The organism is Kitasatospora sp. NPDC057936 (genome assembly GCF_042887525.1).
Classification (GTDB): Bacteria; Actinomycetota; Actinomycetes; order Streptomycetales; family Streptomycetaceae; genus Kitasatospora.
On record NZ_JBHVPD010000007.1, the window covers coordinates 145,352 to 162,416 of the forward strand.

Sequence of the window (17,065 nt, forward strand, 5' to 3'; positions counted from 1 at the left end):
AGGGGGAGCGATGACCGTCCGTCCGTCCGCCGAGCCCGTGGGCCGGGCCGGCTCGTTTGCCGCCATCAGCCCCCAACTCGCCGACGCCCTCGATCCGTTGCTGCGCCGCCTGGACGCCATCATCGGCGGGTACGAGAGCACCGCCGGCGTCCTCGGCACGCCCGAAGGCCACGGCGGCCTCGCACGCACCGGGCGCCCGGACCAGCTGCTGCCCTCCGAGTGGCTGCTCGCCGACGAGGCCCCGGACGAGTTCCTGCGCCGGTACGCGGACCGCGAACTGCTGCACCTCGCGCCCGAGTCGACCACGGACACCGGTCGCGGCCGGGTCGTCGCCCTGGTCGACACCGGCCCCGCCCAGGCGGGCGCGGGCCGGCTGGTCCAGCTCGCCGTCCTGCTGGTGCTGCACCGGCGGGCCGTCGCCCGCGGCACCGAACTGCTGGTCGGCGTGCTCGGGGACCCGTCCGGCCGGCTGCTGGGCGGCGACCTCGCCGAGGTGCTGCCGCGCTGGCTCGTCGCCCGTCGGCACGCCGACCCGACGCCCGAGGACGTCCGCCGCGCCGAGGAGTCGCTGGCCGACGGCGACCGCGCCTGGCTGCTCGCCTCGCCGCGCCTGGCCGAGCAACTGCCGTCGCGCAAGGGCGTGCTGAGCACCGAGGAGACCGGCTGGACCGCCGACGGCGCCGCCCGCGTCGCGATCCGGGTGGACGGCGGGCCGAAGGCCGAACTCCCGCTGCCCACCGGCGCCGTCGCCGTCCGGGCGCTGCGCGGCTCCGAGTTCCGCCGGGGCGGCGTGGTCTTCGCGCCGCTCCCCAGCGGCACCGGGGCGCTGCCCGCCTTCACCACGGACTCCGCGACGCTGCTCGCGCGCGGCCGGGACGCCTCCGTGCTGCTCGCGGTGAGGCTGCCGCCGAGTGCGGCGCACTTCGCCGGGAGCGCCCGGCCGCGCCGCCACCAACTGCGCGGACAGGTGGTCGCCGCCGGACGGACCGGTCGGCGCCTGCTCGTCTACTACGCCGAGCGGAACCGCCTCCTCCTCCACGTCAGCGGCAGCCGTTTCGGTGAACCGGGCCGCTACGACGTCGACTTGGACGACCTCGGGCTCGACACCACCGCACTCCCCGCGCTCGCGCACCAGCCCGTCCTGCCGCTCGTGCGCGACGGCGAGGACCTCGTCGTCCCCCTGGCCGGGCACTGGCGACGGATCGCGCCCGGCGGCCGGGTCACCCTCGACGGGCCGGTGGTGTCGACCGCCGGCGGTCGGCCCTTCGTCCGGGCCCGGGAGCCGCGGCTGTTCGACGGCGAGCTCCCGCCCGGCGTGGCCGAGTGCGAGCACCTCGTGCACGGCGCGGGCGGGCTGCTCGCGTGGTCCGAGGACGACTTCGGGTGGGACATCCGCACCCGGAAGGGCGAGCGCCGCTACCTCGAACTCCCCGGCGGCGGCGATGTCATCGCGATCATCGAGGACGAGTCCGGTGCGCCCGTGCTCCTCACGTGCACCCGCGACGCCCACCTGGTCCGCGCCGTCCGCGAAGGCCAGGTCCGCACGCTCACGGATTTCTCCGGCGGGCCCGCGGTGCCCGCCGTCCACCCGCGCTGGCCGATGATCGCGGCCGAGCCCCGGCCGGGCCGGCTGAGGGCCGGCAATGCGGCGACCGGCAAGACCCTCCTCTCGATCGAGAACGACGAATGAGCCCTGTCATCCACGCGTCCGGCTTCGTGCTCGACGCCCCCGTGATCGGTGCGGCCGAGGCCGCCGACCGCGTCCTGGCGGCCTGGCGGCCGGGCGCCGAGCTGCGCGAACTTCCGGACGGCCGCTGGCTCTTCACGCTTCCCGAGCCGACGCCGATCCGGGTCGACGGCGCTCCGGGGGAGCCGCTTCGCGCGGTTGGGGGCGGGCTGGAGGCCGTCGGGCTGCGAGGTGACGAGAATGCGGCTCCCGGTGAACTCCTGCTCCACGTTGGTAGTGTGATTGAGCGTCATATCATCGATGCACTACCACGGTTGAGACCAGAGGACTGGCTCGACCTGTCCGGACTCACCCTCCACCGGCTCGGCGCGGTCGGTGCCCCGGTCGTGCCCGAGCCCGTCCGGGAGGATGTCCCGCAGGCGCCCGCCGTGGACCTTCGTGCGGCCGCAGGGATCTCCGAGTCGACCGACCGTGTGCGCCGCCGTACGGCGTCGGGCCCGGACCGCTCCAACGAGGGGTGGGTCGCCGCTGCGGCGGTGTTCCTGGTCGCCGCGATCGCCGCGATCCCCTTCTCGAACCTGATCGCCCGCAGGGGCTTCCACCTCGGCGCGTTCCTGCTCGCCGTCGGCGGCGCCGCCGCGGTCCTCCTGGGCTTCGTCCTGCACGACCGGCGCCAGGCGCGGTCGGCCGGTGCCGCCCACGCTGCGGCCGGCGGTGCTGCCGCCCGCAGCACGGCCAGGCCGCGCGGCGCCCGGCGCACGCCGTCCACCTCCGGCGCGCTCCACCGCCGCCACCTGCGCTACCTCCGCGACCTCACCCGGGCATTCGAGCAGCGCCGCTGGGAGGACGCCCTGCGCGACGCCATCCGGCTCGCCGCCGCGGGCTCCCGCGACCAGCCGGTCTGGTTCGGCCGCCGCCTGCCCCGCCGCTTCACCGGCGCCCTCAGGCCCACCCCGCGGCTCGCCGACGGTCCGCTCGTCGCCAGTCCGATCAGCGGCCCGACGGTCCACCAGTACCTCACCGACCTCTACCGCGAGGCCGCCCGCGCCCTCGAAGGCGAAGGGCGGATCGACGAGGCCGCGTTCGTCCTCGCCGACCTCCTCGACGCCCCCGCCGAAGCCGTCGCCCTGCTCGCCCGGCACGACCGCGCCGCCCAGGCCGCCGAACTCGCCGAGGGCCGCCGCCTCGCCGCCCACCTGATCGTCCGCCTCTGGTGGCGGGCCGGCGACCGCGATCGCGCCGTCCGCACCGCCCACCGCCGCGGCGCCTTCGCCCGCGCCGTCGAGCGCCTCGCCGACACCGACCGGGCCGCCGCCCGCGACCTGCGCACCGCCTGGGTCGAGCACTGCCGCTCCCGCGGCGACCGGCTCGGCGCCGTCGCCGCCGCCTGGCCCGACCTCGTCCTGCGCCCGACCGTCGCCGCCGACCTGCGCGACGCCGTCGCCCTCGGCGGGCCCGTCCGCGGCCGGGCCCTCGCCCACCTGCTCGCCCTCGGCGCGGGAGACGCCACCCGTCGACTCGCCCGCGCCCTCCTCGACGGCGGCGACGAGGCCGCCGGGAGCCTCGCCCTCGCCGCCGCCCTCGCCGACCTCCCCGCCGCCGACCCGGCCGTCGACCGCGAGCTCACCACCGCCGCGCTCCGCGCCGTCATCCGGGCCGGCGGCTTCGGCCGGCCGGACGGCACGCGCGATGCGCACACCGAACACCTGCTCCACGAGCGGCTGTTGAAGCGCGCAGACCCGTTCGCCGCCGTCGACCTGCCCCGCCTGCGCCGCGCCGAGCACAGCGTGGCCGGCGTACCGCACCTGACCGCCCCCGACCGCCCCGGCACGCTCCCCGTCCTCGACGCCGTCCGGCTCGGCTCGGGCTCGGTCCTGGTCGCCTGCGGGCACGCGGGCGTCCGGCTGCTCGCCCCCGACGGCCGCACCCGGGCCCGCTGGGACGTGCCCGCCGACCAGCTCGTGGTCGCCGACCACGGCGGCACCGCGCTCCTGGTCGCCCACTACGGTGACGTCCACGAACTGGTCCGCCTCGACCTCGCCACCCGCACCCTCCACCCGTGGACGACGCTGCGGACCCGCCAGATCGTCCCGTCCTTCGACGGCCGCCACCTGCTCACGGCGGACGACGACGGCATCACCGTCCTGGACACCCACACCCCGCGTCCCACCGTCGTGTGGCGCGAACTCGGCCACGACCAGCGACTGTCGGGCCCAGTGGTGCGCTCGGCGACCAGCTGCGCCGCGCTGGTGCGCACCCGCTCCGACGGCCGCACGCCGGGCCAGGCCGAACTCTGGCGCTGGGACCAGCCCAGCTGGGAACTGCGCCGTCGCCTGGGACTGGAGGAGGACGACCGGGTCGCGGCGCAGCCGCTGGCCAACGGCCGTCTGCTGAGCGTCGGGCCGGGCGCGCTCCGCTGGACGGGCGAGAGTGGATCGGTCTCCCTGGAGGTGGACGGCGAGGGCGAGGCGCGCACCGACGGCGCGTGGTGGGCGTACACCGCGACGGACGCGACGGGCGCCCACGTCCGCGCCGGTGCCGGCCCCGGCGCGACGCCCGCGTTCACGGCCGGCTTCCCGGGCGCGGCCGGTACCCCGGTGGGCATCCGCCACCACGCGGGGGCGGTCACCTTGTGGCACCGCAGCGGCCGCGTCCTGGCCGTCACCCCCGACGGCGGCACGCTGCTCGCCGGTCTGCGCGTGACGGCCTCCTGAAGTCGGCTGCGGATCCGTCCTTTTTCGGCCCAGGCCGAAGGACGGCGACAGCGCCGCGGCACTCTCGGGACGATGGGAGCACCGGGGCGGGGCCGCGCCGGCCGGAGGCCGACGGGGGTGGTCTCCGGCCGCCGCCGCCCCGGGCGCTTCGCGGCATCAGGCATCAGGTGTCAGGCATCAGGCGTCAGGCGGCGCCCGCGCCGAGGAGGGTGAGGCCGGCCGTCGTGGGGGAGTGGATCGCCGTGGTCCGGTCTCGCAGGGTCGAGATCAGCCCGGCCGCCCGCAGCACCGTCGCGTGCTCGCTCGCGCTGGCCGCCGAGATCCGGACGGCGGAGGCGATCGCGCCCGTCGTGCAGCCGTCCTGCTCCGCGATGGTGAGCAGGACGGCCGCGCGGGTACGGCCCAGCAGCGCCGCGAGCGCCGCGGACGTCGGCACCGACGAGGCTCCCAACGGCCTTACGGCGTCCGGCTGGTGAGCCGGGTAGAGCAGCACGGGCTGCGGCCTCCCCTCCGGGAACACCACGGCCGCCCCCGTGACGAACGCCGAGGGGACCAGCAGCAGCCCCCGGCCGTCCAGGTGCATGTCCTCGTCCAGCCCCGAGAACATCTTGACGCTCAACACCGGCGCCTCCCACCGGATGCGCGACGGAAGCAGCTGGTTGAACAGCCGCTGGACCCCGCCCTCCAGCAGGTCGCGCCCACGGGCCGCCCGGTCGGCCGCGAGCAGGTCCTCCGCCGGCGCCCGGTACGGCGCGAGCAGCACGTCGTGGACGTGGCCGAGCGCCCCGACCAGCCGGCCCAGCAACTCCCGGTCCTCGCCCAGCGCCCGGGCCCACCCGGGGACCGGCTGCACGGCCGCCACCTCGGCGAGGTCCTCCCGGATCCGCCGGCCCGGCGTGGCCGCGACGGCCTCCAGCAGCTCCGCGACGCTCCGGGTGCCCGTCGGGTTGAGGAACCCCGGCGACAGCCCGTGCGACGGCACCAGGTCCAGGACCATCCGCGCCCGCGGCTCCAGCCGGCCCCGGACCTCGCGGCGCCACGCCCCGAACCGCACGTCCTGGCCGCGGTCCTGCAGGACGCGCAGGGCCGCGTTCAGCTCCATCATCGGAGCCACGCTCCCGGCCACGCGCGTGCGGGCCAGGTCCTCGCCCGTGAAGTGGAACCGAAACGGCATCCCGTCCCCTGCCCTTCCCTCCCCGAACCGGCCGACCGCCGCCGGGCGTTCATGATGCCAGCGGACCTGCGGGCCGAGGACCGCCGGGTCCCGACGGCGTCGCATTCGGGCCACGGCCCCGGCGCTCCCGCCGGTCGACCGGCAGCACGGCCCGCGCCGCCGCATCCACGAGATGCTCACGTAGGTTGGGGATCCGGCCGCCCTCGTGACGGTCATGCAACTGATCGGCCACTGAACCACACCTCAACTCTCGGGAGAACACAGATGCGTTGGCGTACCTCGGCGACGGCCGTCCTGCTCGCCGCAGTCTCCGTGGCAGGGCTGGGCACACCCGCCGCGACCGCGGCCGACCGCGGCGGGCTCATCCCCGCCGCCGACCGCGAAATCCGCTTCACCGCCGACGGCACCACTGCCTACGGCACCCTCCACGTCCCCGCCCACCGCGCCGGACACCGCCTCGCCGCCGCCCTGCTGCTCCCCGGCAGCGGGCCGACCGACCGCAACGGCGACGAGCCGCCCGCACTGACCCCGGGCACCCTCGCCCAACTCGCCGAAACCCTCGGCGGCGACGGCGTCATGACGCTGCGCTTCGACAAGTACTTCACCGGCCGCACCGGCCCCGGCGCCTACCAGGGCGACCCCGGCCGGCTCGACCTCGCCGCCTTCACCCGCCAGGCCGCGGCCGCCTACACCACCCTGCGCGACCAGCCCGAGGCCGACCCGCACGCCCTCCTGGTCGTCGGCCACAGCGAGGGCGGCCTGCAGGCCCTCCTCGTCGCCCGGACGGTCCGGCCCGCGCCGGCCGGCCTCGCACTGCTGGCACCGCAGGACGCCCGCCTCCTCGACCTCCTCGCCGCCCAACTCGTCGGCCAGCTCGACCAGGCCGTCGCCGCCGGCCAGGTCACCGCGGCGCAGGCCGAGGCGAACAAGGCGGGCGTGAGCGCCGCAATAGCGGAATTCCGGGCCGGCCGCCCGGCCGACACGAGCACGCTGCTGCCCCCGCTCGCCGCCCTCCTGAACGCGCTGTTCGGCCCGAACAACGCCCGCTTCGTGCGCAGCGACGACGCCGTCTACCCGCCCGACGTCGCCCGCGCCCTTCGCCCCGGCACCCGGGTCACCGTCACGTGCGGCACCGCCGACACCAACGTCCCCTGCGCGACCACCCCGCCCCTGCTCGCCGCCCTCGCCCATGCCCGCACCACCGGCCCGGGCCTGCGCACCCTCGACGGCGTCGACCACTTCCTCCACCCGGCCGGCACGCCGGTGAACGACCACACCCTGGCACCCGCGGCCGTGGCGGCCCTGCACGAGTTCGCCCGCCCCTGGAAGCGATAGCCCTCACCGGGCCGGACACAGGACCGGCGGACGCACGGAACGCATCCCGGGGCACGAGACGGGTGCGGAGGGGTGGGGAAGCGGCCCGGTCGAGTTCGCCGACGACGAATCGGACGGCGCCGACTGGCTGTTCGCTGGAGATCCTCTGGAAGCCCGGGTGGACGTCGTGGCCGCGGTCTGCGTGTTCGAGTGGGCGGGCCTCGACGGCTTTCCGGGTTCCCCGCTGCTCCAGTACGTCTGAGACGAACGGTCACCCGGTCATCCCTGGACGAACGGCAGCTCGCGCTGCATGATCGTCCGATGACCACTCCGGAGATCGTCGTCGAACGCCAGCTCGCCGCCTACAACAGCCATGACCTGGACGCCTTCCTGGCGACCTACGCCCCCGACGTCACCGTCAACCGCCGCGACGGCAGCCGTCTCGACGGGCGCGAGGCGCTGCGCGAGGTGTACGCGGGCATGTTCGCGAAGGCGCAGTGCCGGGCCGAGATCGTCGGACGGCTGACCGAGGGGGAGTGGGTCGTGGATCGGGAGATCGCCCACGGCATCAAGGCCGACCCCGTCCGGGTGCTGGTCGGCTACCGGGTCCGCGAGGGCCTGATCGACCGGGTGGACTTCCTCGGTTGATCGCTGTTCGGAGCCGCCGGAAGCCCCGTGTCCGTATGATGATCATTCATGGGGGATGGCAGCGCGGTTGACAGGTCATCAGGAGTGATCCTGGTGCAGGGCCGGGCCCGGCTGTGGGTGGCCGACGGCGCGGTGCACTGGCAGCGGGGGCGGGAGCTGATCGTCGTCCCGGGCGTTTGGGTGCGCAGGGTCGGCGTGGACGGCGGGACGTTGACGGTCGAGCTCTTCGACGACACCTCGCTGACGCTCCGGCACCGGCTGCCGGAGGTCGCCCGGGCGCTCGCGGACGAGATCGAGCCGCTGATCGGCGACAGCCCCGGACCGGGCGACCGCCCGCCGATCCGGGACGTCACGCCGCCGCCCGCCGTGGTCAGGGCGGTGCGGCGGACGGCCCGGGCCCTGCGTGCCTCGTCGCCGCTCGTCCGCGTGCAGATCGGGCACGCGGCGCTCGCCGTGCCGGTCGCCCTGTTGGCCGGAAGCTGGCTCACGTTCGTGGCCTGGGCGATGGCGGCGGCCGGCCTGTGGCTGATCGGGCTGTCCCTCCGGGTGGTCCAGCCGGTCAAGCGCTGGCAGGTGTGGCGGCGCGGGGTGACGGTGCGGGCGGAGTTCAAGCCCGATTTCGCCACGTACGCCAAGGCCGGTGACCTCCGCGCACTGTTCCGCGCGCTCGACGGCTCCGCGCACGACGAGTCCGTCCGCTGGGGCAACCGGCGCAACGAGGTCCGCTACGACCTGCGCGACCCGTCGCGCGTGATCGCGCCGACGCGCGTGATGTGGCTGGCCGACCTGCTCTTCGGGCTGGCATTCGGCGCGGGCCTCGGCGGGGCGCTGGCCACGCCGTACCTGACGCTGCTGCTCTGGCTGCTGCTGGGCGGTTCCTAGCCGTTCCGTCACAGCCCCGGCACGAGTGCGCCGGCCGTCCGTACGACCTGCTCGAAGGGTGCGAGGTCGCCGGCCGCCCGGCACAGCACGTGCGCGCCTTGCAGCAGCGTCGAGCACCTGTCCGTCCCCGGCCACGACGCCGCCGACACGTGGGTCAACATCCTCAACGCCCGCGACGGCGCCTGGGGCATCGGAGGCCGCGCCCTCACCAACGCCGACCTCGCCGAGGCCATCGCCGCCGGCGCCTGACCGGTCGGTCCTGGCCGGTCGGTCCTGGCCGGTCGGCCCGGCCGGCCTCGGCGGCATTGGAGTCCGGCCAGGGCGTGGTCGCGTTGGAAGCGGCGTGAGCGCGCCGGGCGGCATAGGCTCGGAGCCATGCTGATCTACTCGATGGGCGTCTCGGTGGACGGGTTCATTTCCGACCGCGGGGGCAAGTTCGGCTGGTCGGTCCCGAGCGAGGAGCAGTTCCGCTTCCACGTCGAACAGATCAGGGAGCTCGGCGGGTTGCTGTGCGGCCGCAGGCTGTACGAGACCATGCTGCCGTGGGAGACGGACCCGTCGATGCGCGACACCGAGCTGTGGGCCGAGTTCGCCGACGTGTGGAGCGGGATCCCGAAGGTCGTCTTCAGCCGGACGCTCGACCGCGTCGAGGGCAACGCGCGGCTCGCCCGGGCGCCGCTGGCCGAGGAGGCCGCCGCGGCGCTCGCCGCCACCGACCTGGACGTCCCCGTGGGTGGCGCCCACCAGGCGGCCCACGCGGTCGCTGTGGAATATAAACAAAAACGAGCCCACCAACCTGGACGTCCAGGTCGGTGGCGCCGACCTGGCGGCACAGGCGGTCGTGCAAGGGCTCGTCGACGAGCTGCGCATGTTCCGCCACCCGATCGTCGTCGGTGGCGGCACGCCCTTCCTGCCGCCCGTCACGGAGGACGTCCGGCTGGACCTGGTCGACACCAGGACGTTCGGTTCCCGCGTCGTCTACGAGCGCTACCGGCGCGTGCCCGAATCGTCGGACTGACGCGAACGACAGTGACCGCGAAGGACATCGCTCCTGTGTGGTCTCACCGCCGGGGCATGCCCCCGTGCGGGCTGTTGACCACCAGCGCCAGTGATCCCTCCGCGAGGTAGAAGTGGTCGGGGAAGTACTCGATGTGGAGGTGGCCGCCGTCGTCGAGCTCGGCCATTTCCCGCAGGTTGTCGGCCAGCACCGCCCGCGCCGGGCCGTCGCCGCTGATCACCAGTAGCCGGCGCGAGGCGTCCAGGTGAAGCAGCACGCCGGGGCCGGGTGTGTCCCTGACCTCGACCCCCGTGAGGTCGTGGCGGCCCGTCGCGGCCGAGGACGGGAGGTCGATCACCCCTTCCCCCTCGGCCACCACGCGGGCCAGAAGGTTCAGGTCCTCGGCGGAGCCGGAGACGTCCCCCAAGGCGTACGAGGGGTCGAATTCGATCTTCACGGGCGGTGGTGCTCCTTCACTCTCCGGCCTACGGGTGGGTGGTGACCACGTCGGGCCATTGCTCAGGGCTGCTGCACGGCCCGCTGCTGGAGGTGCGCGATGCGGGTCAGCGAGCGCATGAACCGCGTGTACTCCTCGGCCCCGATCGCGTCGGCGTGGCGGCGGCCGATCGCGGCGAGGACGCGGCGCGCGGCGGCGATCTCGGCGGTGCCGCGCTCCGTGGGCACGACGAGCTTGGCGCGGCGGTCGGCGGGGTCGGGCCGGCGTTCGACGTAGCCGAGGGCTTCGAGCTCGTCGACGGTGTTGCCGATGATCTGCTTGTGCAGGCCTGCCAGTTGGGACAGCTCGCTGGGGCGCACGCCGTCGGGACGCAGGTGTGCGAGGAGGGCGCCGTGCCGGGGGGCGAGGTCGCCGAACCCCTCGTGGGCCATGGTGTGCCAGAGCTCGTCCTGGAGGGCGCGGAAGAGGATGCCGGTCAGCACCCCGAGGTCCGGTTCCGGTGCGGCGCTCGTCGCACAGGCGTCGTCCTCCGGCATGGCGGTCCCCCTTCGGATCGGCAGCGGGTCGCTGGTCTGGTCCGTGCACGATATCGCCCGCCCGGCCGGCGGTCCGCGCCGGCCGGGTCGGCCACCGCAGGACGGCGCCCAGGGCTTGCTTCGTCTCAAGCCCCTCGGCATCAGGCCAGTTCGGCGTAGGCCTGTTTGATCAGGCCTGCTTGGCGTAGGCCTCGCGGAGCTGGCCGTTCAGGATGCCGAAGTCCATGCCCACGGCCTCGTACAGCGCGGGGGCCAGCGGGCTCGCGTTGTCTGCGAGCATCTCCACGGCGACCGACGCGTAGTCGACGGCGATGACCCCGGCTTGCTGCATCCGCAGGATGCCGGTGGTGCGCTTGGTGTCGTTGAACGTGCCCGAGGCGTCGACGACGCCGTACACGTCGTAGCCGGCACCGGTGGCCGAGAGGGCGGGCAGGGTCAGGCAGACCTCGGTGGAGACGCCGGCGACGATCAGCTTCTTCCGCCCGGTGGCCTCGACCGCCGCCCGGACGCGGGGGTCGTCCCACGCGTTCACCGTGCTCCGGTCGATGACCTCCAGCTCCGGCGGCAGGGCCGCGGCCAGTTCGGGCGCCAGCGGCCCCCACAGGGACTCCGCCGCCGTGGTCGTCACCACGATCGGGACCCCGAGCACTCGCGCGGCCCGCGCCAGCGCGACCACGTTGTGCTTGAGCTCGGCGACGGTGTAGTCGCGCACGGCGGCGAGCAGCCCGATCTGGTGGTCGACGAGCAGCAGGGTGGCGTTGTCCGCGGTGAGCTGCTCGGTGAAGCGCGACGATCCGTCAGTGGTCGTTCCGTGCATGGCTGTTACGCCTTCACGAGTGCGTGCCGCGGTGCGGTCGCTGGACCCAGTGAAGCAGTCACAAACTTTGATAGTCAAGAAGTTTGACGACTTGGTCCGACGGAGGAGCGGTTGGGAGAGCGCGTGGCCGGGCGCGGGCCGAACCTCCGCCAGCGGGCCCCGGCGGGTCCTCCGTCAGGGCCAGACGAGCAGGACCGGGCAGGGGGCGTGGTCGACGACGTGACGGGTGGCCGGGCCGAGGCTGCGCGGGCCGGGGTGGGTGCGGTCGCCGTCGCGGGCGAGGACCAGGAGGTCGGCGGCCTCGGACGCGGTGACGACCTCCCGTTCGGCGCGGCCGGTGCGCACCTGGGCGGTGCAGGGGAGGTCGAGGCGCTCGGCGGCGGCGCGCACGAGGTGTTCACCGGAGGCGGCCGCGAGGTGTTCCAGACGGCTGCCGGGGTCGCCGCCCCAGCCGTCGCCCGGGAGATGATCGGAGTCCTCCCGCCGGTGGCCGCGGCCGAAGGCGCCGTGCGCGGCCCCGGGGACCTCGGGGTCGCGCACGTACAGCAGGACGATGTCGGCGCCGGGCGGGGAATGCTCGCGCGCGGCGTCGACACAGGCGGGCCAGGTGCCCTCGGTCAGCCAGACGACGGTCGTCACGTGTCACGCTCCGATCGTGCGGAGTCACCCCCACAGTGCCACCACGGCCACGGCCAGGGAAGCAGGGCGGCCACCACCGGCAACCCGATGGTCGACGGCCTCGCGGCCGGGGTGCCCGGGCCGACTCCGCAGCACGGACGAATTGCCCTCCTTTCCACGCAAGTTGGGTCCGTCCGGGTCATGCCGAGGGCGCCGGGTGCCGACGCGGTCCGGAGAGCCGGGCCCCGTCAGGGGATCACTCCGCGAGCGCCTGGATCGCCGCGTAGCCGGGGACGTTCGGCATCGCGGGGAGGACGCCGTCCGTGCGCAGGGCGACGGCGGCGTCCACGGCCGCGCCGAGGGCGATGCGGAAGAGCAGGCCGCCCAGGCTGACGCGGCGGACGCCGAGGTCGGCGAGGGCCTTGAGGGACGGGCCGCCGGTCGGGGCGAGGAGGTTGAGCGGGAGCGGGATCGCGGCCACCACCTCGGCGATGGCCGCCGGGTCGGTCAGGCCGGGGACGAACACGCCGTCCGCGCCCGCGTCCTGGTAGGCCGCCAGGCGGGACACCGTCTCGGCGGTGTCCGGCTCGCGCTGCCAGTGGGTGTCGGTACGGGCGTTGACGAAGAGCAGGGGGACGGCCGCCTTGATCGCGGCGATCTTCGCGGCGTGCACGTGCGGCGGGGTGAGGCCGCCGTCGGCGCGGCCGTCCTCGAGGTTGACGCCGACCGCGCCGGTCTCGGCGAGCTCGGCGGCGAGGTCGGCGACCTCGGCCGGGTCGTCGCTGTAGCCGTTCTCGATGTCGACGGTGAACAGGAACCTCCCGTGGCCGAACCTGCGGGCGAGCTGGAGCATTTCGGCGCGCGTCCCGCCGGTGCCGTCCGGCAGTCCGGCCGCGGCGGAGACGCCCAGGCTCGTGGTGGCGATGGCGGGGAATCCGGCGGCGGCCAGGGCGGCGGCGGAGGCGTGGTCCCAGGCGTTCGGCAGCAGCAGGGGCTCACCGGGGCGGTCGTGCAGCTCGCGGAAGGCGGCAGCGTTGGCGGCGGCGGTGTTGGCGGAAGTGGCTTTGGTGGAAGCGGCGTTGGTGGAAGCGGTGCTGGTCATGGCTGCTCCTGAGAAGGCGAGGTGGTGGGCTGCGTGCGGGGCGTTGGTCGCCCCAGTTTCCCGGGTCAGGCGCCCGGCGCCGTGGCGACGTGCCCGGCCCGGCCGTTCCGTTCCAGCAGCCCGGCGGCGAGCGCCAGCGCGTGGGCCCGGCCGGGGCAGCGGTGCGGGCCGGCGCCGAAGACGAGGAGGTCCGGCGCGTCCCGCTGGGCGGCGGCCACGTCGATCAACACGGCCTCACCGGACCGGACTTCACGCTCCCCGACACGGACGTCCGCGACCGCCCGGCGGCGCAGCGCCGGCACCGGCGGGTCGTACCGCAGCACCTCGCCGAGGACGCCCGCCGCGCCGCCGGCCGGCAGCCCGTCCGGCGTCGCGCGGCGGGCGTGTTCGACCAGGCGGGCCGTCGCGTCGCACGCCTGGACCAGCAGCCCGATCCGCTGCGCCGCGGCCTCCGGGCTTCCGTTGTCGCCGACGTGGGCCAGCAGCAGGGCGACGGCCTCGTCGGCGGCCTTCGCCTCGACGGGCGTCAGCGTGCCGCCGAAGTACCCCGCCGAGACGGCGACGACCGCCTCGGCCACCGCGTCCGGCCGTGGCAGCCCGAGCGCCTCCGCCAGGGTGCGGACCACCGCGTGCCGGTCGTCCGCGTGCCGGTTGTCCGCGGGCCGGTCGTCGCCGCGCCTGTCGTCCGCACCCGCCGCCGAACCGGCTTCGGCGAGCCGGAGTTGCTCCGGGTCCAGCCCGGCCAGTCCGGCCTCGGCGTGGGCGCGCCGACGCGCGTGCACCTGCTCGTCGCCGGTGAACCGGGCGACGGTCGCGCGCAGCCAGGCCAGGGAGCCGACGGGGGAGTCCGCCGCGCCGGCGGCGGGTTCGGGGACCAGCAGGGGCTGTTCGAGCACGGCGCGGGCGTCGGCGTACGAGCTGACGCCGTGGACGCCGTGGACGTCATGGACGCTGCGGACGGACGGTTCGGAGATCGTCATGGGGCCACGCTAGGCGCGGAACAGTTCGGCGACGGCCGAACCGTGCCGCGAGCTGATGGGTGGTCACCCTGACACGGCGGCGCGGTGGGTCGGGGGTCGTTCAGGGTTGTTCCCGATACCCGTCCGGGCGAGGGCCGAGCACGATCGATCTCGTAGCCAAGCGACCAGAGCTCAACCCGAATCACTCCATGGAGTGCCACATGAATCCCCTCGTCCGCCGCGCCGCCGCCCTCGGCCTGGCCTGTTCCGTCCTGACCGGCGTCACCGTCGTGTCGGGGGCCCAGGCCTTCGCCGAGGGGGGTCCGAGTACCACGACGGCGTTCCCGCCGCTGAACCCCGCCGCGCTGGAGGCCGCCATCCAGACCCGGCCCGGTGACGGCGCCGCCGGTGCGGTCGTCCGGGTCGCCGAGCCGGGTCGGCTGTGGACGGGCTCCACCGTCGACTCCCAGACCGGCCGCAAGATCCCGGAGAACGCGCACTTCCACGCCGGCAGCATCTCCAAGGTGTTCGAGACGACCGTCATCCTCCAGCTCGCCGCCGAGGGCCGGCTCGACCTCGACCAGACCGTCCAGCGCTACCTGCCCGGCCTGCTCCCCGACACCTTCGCCCCGGTCACCGTCCGCGAGTTGGTCGACTACACCAGCGGCCTGCCGGACGTGGACGAGGGCAAGCCCGCCGACGGCGTCGACGACACGATCGCCGACCGCTATTCCTACCGGACCTTCGACGAGGTCATCCAGGACACCCTGCGCCCCGCCGACCGCCCGTGGCCCGGCCCGCACTTCGACCCCGGCACCAAGCAGGAGTACAACTCCCTCGCCTTCCGGATCGGGGGCAAGCTGATCGAGCAGACCACCGGCGACTCCTTCAGGGACGAGATCACCGGCCGGATCCTGGAACCGCTGCACCTCGACCAGACCTCGGTGCCCGAGGACGACCCCGAGATGCCCCGCCCCTACCTCCACGGCTACATGACCGACAGCCAGGGCGACGCGGTGGACGTCAGCGAGCAGGGCGGCACCCCGTCCAACATGATCTCCACCACCGCCGACCTGGACCACTTCATCACCGCCCTCCTCCAGGGCCGTCTGCTGCCCGCCGCACAGCAGAACGAGCTCTTCGCCGTGCCCAGGGACACCGAGGGCAAGCCCGTGCCGTTCGTCGGCGGCACCTCCTGCGACAAGGTGGCCTGCTTCGGCGCCGGCCTGATGTCCACCCCGCTGCCGAACGGCACCGTGCTCTGGGGAAAGACCGGCCACGACGACGGCTACGCCAACGGCATGTTCGCCACCCGCGACCTGTCGATCCGCGCCGTCTACTCCATTTCCAACCTCAGCCCCGACTTCTCCGCCCCGAGCCCGCTGTCCAACCGCCTCCTGGGCGCGGTCCTCAACCCGTCCGCCCCGCAGGGGCACTGATGACGCGCAGGCGGCGCTGCCCGGGGCTTCCCGGGCAACGCCGCCGACCCACGTGTCGTCAGCGCACCGCCTGCGGCACCCGCTGCGCCGGGACGGCCGCCGTGCCCGCCGGCGTCGGCGTGGCGCCCAGCGCCGTCCCGCGCGTCTCCTCGGCCCACAGCACGCACACCAGGAGCCCGAGCGCCGTGGTCCCGGCCGCGATCAGCATGGTCGGGCCGGTGCCGAGCCCGGTCAGCGACAGCGGCAGCAGGTAGGTGCCGACGGCCGCGCCGATCCGGCTCACCGAGGTGGCCACGCCCACGGCGGTGGCCCGGATCTCGGTCGGGAAGAGCTCGTTGGGGTAGGTCCAGTCGAGCACGTTGGGCCCGCCGCACAGGAAGGCGTACGCGCACAGCGCGGTGAGCGCGACGGCGGCCGGCGCGGTGGGCCACACGCCCAGCAGCGCGAGCGGGACGGTCATGAGCGCGAACGACCAGATGATGACGGGGCGTCGGCCCTTGGTATCGATCAGCCGCAGGGCGGGGTAGCAGCCGAGCAGGAACACGAGGCTGATCAGCCCGGTGCCGAGAGTCTCCATCACGGTGCCGCCCGGCATGCCGAACGAGGAGAGGATCTGCGGGCCGAAGGTGAGCATCGCGAACAGCGGGCCCACCTGGCAGAGGAAGAACAGGCCGCAGAACAGGGTGCGGCGGCGGTACGGCGGGGTCATCAGCAGCCGGAGGCCGCCGGGGCGCCGTGCGGCGCCGACGGCCTCGGGCATCAGCTCCCGGCCGTCCACCCGCACGCCGAGGTGCTTCTCGACCAGGCGGACGGCGTCACCGACCCGCCCGTTGGCGGCCAGCCAGCGCGGAGACTCGGGGGAGCCGCGGCGGATCACGAGGAAGACCACGCACAGCACCGTCGAGCTCGCCAGCATCCACCGCCAACTGCCGGGACCGGCCAGCTCCAGGAACAGGTAGCCCACCACGTAGGCGAGGACCGAACCGGCGTACCACGCGACGATCTGCTGGCCGAGGAGGCGCCCGCGGTGCTTGGCGGGCAGCCACTCGGCCAGCAGGGAGGTGGCGATGGGGTAGTCGGCGGCCACGGCCATGCCGAGCACGAAGCGCAGCACGGCGATCGCCCACACCGCGTCGACCCAGAAGGAGAGCACCGAGCAGGCGACCATGACCAGCAGGTCGGCGGTGTACATCACCTCCCGGCCGATCTTGTCGGTCAGCACGCCGAACAGGGCGCCGCCGACGAACATGCCCACCAGGGCGGCGGCGCCGATCAGGCTGACCTCCGCGGTGGACAGGCCGAGGTCGGGCCGCATCCCGATGAGGGCGACGCCGACGATGCTCAGGATGTAGCCGTCGAGCAGCGGCCCACCGGAACAGGCGAGGGCCAGCCTGCGGTGGAAGGCGGTATAGGGGGCGTTGTCGATGGTCCGGGACATGGTCTCGGGGATCCTCCGGAGCGTACGGCGGCGCTGTTCGCGCGCCGTGCGCCGGGTAGACGACAGGACGGACGCCGCCCGGTCGGACGGCGCCGCCGCCCGAAGGCGACCGTCCACGGTTGCCCCGGTGCACCGGGCTCGCCACCGGGCCGAAGGTCGGCCGGATTCCCGACGAAGGTCCCGAAGCGGACGGGCCTTCCGGCCGTGCCGGCGGGCCGCCCGCCCGTGTCGCACGGGGCCTGGAGCCGTCCCGCCGGCCCGGACGCCCGGCGGAGGTGACGCT

Annotated in this window: 15 protein-coding genes and 1 pseudogene; 7 read left to right on the top strand and 9 right to left on the bottom strand. The window is 74.9% G+C overall.

Annotated features, from left to right (window positions below):
• The first annotated feature begins 10 nt into the window (after positions 1-10).
• Both ACFVU9_RS06420 and ACFVU9_RS06425 read left to right on the top strand, forming a co-directional pair.
• Complete coding sequence (locus ACFVU9_RS06420; protein ID WP_387590579.1) at positions 11-1,690, top strand: hypothetical protein; 1,680 nt, start codon at positions 11-13, stop codon at positions 1,688-1,690.
• A complete protein-coding gene (locus ACFVU9_RS06425) occupies positions 1,687-4,401 on the top strand; it encodes a bpX6 domain-containing protein (RefSeq protein ID WP_387590582.1) in 2,715 nt (904 codons plus the stop codon). The genes ACFVU9_RS06420 and ACFVU9_RS06425 overlap by 4 nt, the downstream gene beginning before the upstream one ends.
• 184 nt (positions 4,402-4,585) lie before the next feature.
• Here the strand turns inward: ACFVU9_RS06425 and ACFVU9_RS06430 are convergent, their stop codons facing one another.
• On the bottom strand, positions 4,586-5,575 hold the full coding sequence (locus ACFVU9_RS06430; RefSeq protein WP_387590585.1) for an ArsR/SmtB family transcription factor: 990 nt from the start codon (positions 5,573-5,575) through the stop codon (positions 4,586-4,588).
• A gap of 264 nt (positions 5,576-5,839) precedes the next feature.
• Between ACFVU9_RS06430 and ACFVU9_RS06435 the strand changes: the two genes are divergently transcribed.
• The 3 genes from ACFVU9_RS06435 to ACFVU9_RS06445 all read left to right on the top strand — a co-directional run bounded on the left by ACFVU9_RS06435 (position 5,840) and on the right by ACFVU9_RS06445 (position 8,419).
• Positions 5,840-6,910 carry an alpha/beta hydrolase gene (locus ACFVU9_RS06435; RefSeq protein ID WP_387590588.1) on the top strand — a complete coding sequence of 357 codons (1,071 nt, stop codon included), beginning with the start codon at positions 5,840-5,842 and terminating at the stop codon, positions 6,908-6,910.
• A gap of 300 nt (positions 6,911-7,210) precedes the next feature.
• A complete protein-coding gene (locus tag ACFVU9_RS06440) occupies positions 7,211-7,537 on the top strand; it encodes a nuclear transport factor 2 family protein (RefSeq protein WP_380442565.1) in 327 nt (108 codons plus the stop codon).
• Between the two features lie 48 nt (positions 7,538-7,585).
• A complete protein-coding gene (locus tag ACFVU9_RS06445) occupies positions 7,586-8,419 on the top strand; it encodes a hypothetical protein (RefSeq protein WP_387590591.1) in 834 nt (277 codons plus the stop codon).
• 8 nt (positions 8,420-8,427) lie between these two features.
• Here ACFVU9_RS06445 and ACFVU9_RS06450 read toward each other — a convergent pair whose 3' ends face one another.
• Entirely contained in the window at positions 8,428-8,568 is a 141-nt protein-coding gene (locus tag ACFVU9_RS06450) for a hypothetical protein (RefSeq protein WP_387590594.1), read from the bottom strand.
• Between the two features lie 226 nt (positions 8,569-8,794).
• Here ACFVU9_RS06450 and ACFVU9_RS06455 point away from each other — a divergent pair.
• Positions 8,795-9,437, top strand: a pseudogene (locus ACFVU9_RS06455) (dihydrofolate reductase family protein).
• Positions 9,438-9,480: 43 nt separating this feature from the next.
• On the opposite strand, the gene ACFVU9_RS06460 reads toward ACFVU9_RS06455, so the two are convergent.
• The 6 genes from ACFVU9_RS06460 to ACFVU9_RS06485 all read right to left on the bottom strand — a co-directional run bounded on the left by ACFVU9_RS06460 (position 9,481) and on the right by ACFVU9_RS06485 (position 13,926).
• Positions 9,481-9,873, bottom strand: coding sequence for a hypothetical protein (locus ACFVU9_RS06460; protein ID WP_387590596.1), 393 nt, complete (start codon positions 9,871-9,873; stop codon positions 9,481-9,483).
• A 62-nt stretch (positions 9,874-9,935) separates the two neighbouring features.
• A complete protein-coding gene (locus ACFVU9_RS06465; protein WP_387590599.1) occupies positions 9,936-10,409 on the bottom strand; it encodes a MarR family winged helix-turn-helix transcriptional regulator in 474 nt (157 codons plus the stop codon).
• Between the two features lie 169 nt (positions 10,410-10,578).
• Positions 10,579-11,226, bottom strand: a complete 648-nt coding sequence (locus ACFVU9_RS06470; RefSeq protein ID WP_380442576.1) for an isochorismatase family protein — start codon at positions 11,224-11,226, stop codon at positions 10,579-10,581.
• Positions 11,227-11,400: 174 nt separating this feature from the next.
• Positions 11,401-11,865 carry a universal stress protein gene (locus ACFVU9_RS06475; protein WP_387590602.1) on the bottom strand — a complete coding sequence of 155 codons (465 nt, stop codon included), beginning with the start codon at positions 11,863-11,865 and terminating at the stop codon, positions 11,401-11,403.
• A gap of 235 nt (positions 11,866-12,100) precedes the next feature.
• Positions 12,101-12,946 (bottom strand): isocitrate lyase/phosphoenolpyruvate mutase family protein, encoded by an 846-nt coding sequence (locus ACFVU9_RS06480; RefSeq protein ID WP_387590605.1) that lies wholly within the window; start codon positions 12,944-12,946, stop codon positions 12,101-12,103.
• Between the two features lie 65 nt (positions 12,947-13,011).
• Positions 13,012-13,926, bottom strand: coding sequence for a hypothetical protein (locus ACFVU9_RS06485; RefSeq protein ID WP_387590608.1), 915 nt, complete (start codon positions 13,924-13,926; stop codon positions 13,012-13,014).
• Positions 13,927-14,126: 200 nt separating this feature from the next.
• Between ACFVU9_RS06485 and ACFVU9_RS06490 the strand changes: the two genes are divergently transcribed.
• On the top strand, positions 14,127-15,344 hold the full coding sequence (locus tag ACFVU9_RS06490; RefSeq protein ID WP_387590611.1) for a serine hydrolase domain-containing protein: 1,218 nt from the start codon (positions 14,127-14,129) through the stop codon (positions 15,342-15,344).
• A 58-nt stretch (positions 15,345-15,402) separates the two neighbouring features.
• Here ACFVU9_RS06490 and ACFVU9_RS06495 read toward each other — a convergent pair whose 3' ends face one another.
• Positions 15,403-16,782, bottom strand: a complete 1,380-nt coding sequence (locus ACFVU9_RS06495) for an MFS transporter (protein WP_380510283.1) — start codon at positions 16,780-16,782, stop codon at positions 15,403-15,405.
• Positions 16,783-17,065 lie beyond the last annotated feature (283 nt).

Coding starts and splice junctions, on each gene's coding strand:
- ACFVU9_RS06420 (WP_387590579.1), top strand. CDS start 11: ATGACCGTCCGTCCGTCCGCCGAGCCCGTGGGCCGGGCCGGCTCGTTT.
- ACFVU9_RS06425 (WP_387590582.1), top strand. CDS start 1,687: ATGAGCCCTGTCATCCACGCGTCCGGCTTCGTGCTCGACGCCCCCGTG.
- ACFVU9_RS06430 (WP_387590585.1), bottom strand. CDS start 5,575: ATGCCGTTTCGGTTCCACTTCACGGGCGAGGACCTGGCCCGCACGCGC.
- ACFVU9_RS06435 (WP_387590588.1), top strand. CDS start 5,840: ATGCGTTGGCGTACCTCGGCGACGGCCGTCCTGCTCGCCGCAGTCTCC.
- ACFVU9_RS06440 (WP_380442565.1), top strand. CDS start 7,211: ATGACCACTCCGGAGATCGTCGTCGAACGCCAGCTCGCCGCCTACAAC.
- ACFVU9_RS06445 (WP_387590591.1), top strand. CDS start 7,586: ATGGGGGATGGCAGCGCGGTTGACAGGTCATCAGGAGTGATCCTGGTG.
- ACFVU9_RS06465 (WP_387590599.1), bottom strand. CDS start 10,409: ATGCCGGAGGACGACGCCTGTGCGACGAGCGCCGCACCGGAACCGGAC.
- ACFVU9_RS06470 (WP_380442576.1), bottom strand. CDS start 11,226: ATGCACGGAACGACCACTGACGGATCGTCGCGCTTCACCGAGCAGCTC.
- ACFVU9_RS06480 (WP_387590605.1), bottom strand. CDS start 12,946: ATGACCAGCACCGCTTCCACCAACGCCGCTTCCACCAAAGCCACTTCC.
- ACFVU9_RS06485 (WP_387590608.1), bottom strand. CDS start 13,926: ATGACGATCTCCGAACCGTCCGTCCGCAGCGTCCATGACGTCCACGGC.
- ACFVU9_RS06490 (WP_387590611.1), top strand. CDS start 14,127: ATGAATCCCCTCGTCCGCCGCGCCGCCGCCCTCGGCCTGGCCTGTTCC.
- ACFVU9_RS06495 (WP_380510283.1), bottom strand. CDS start 16,782: ATGTCCCGGACCATCGACAACGCCCCCTATACCGCCTTCCACCGCAGG.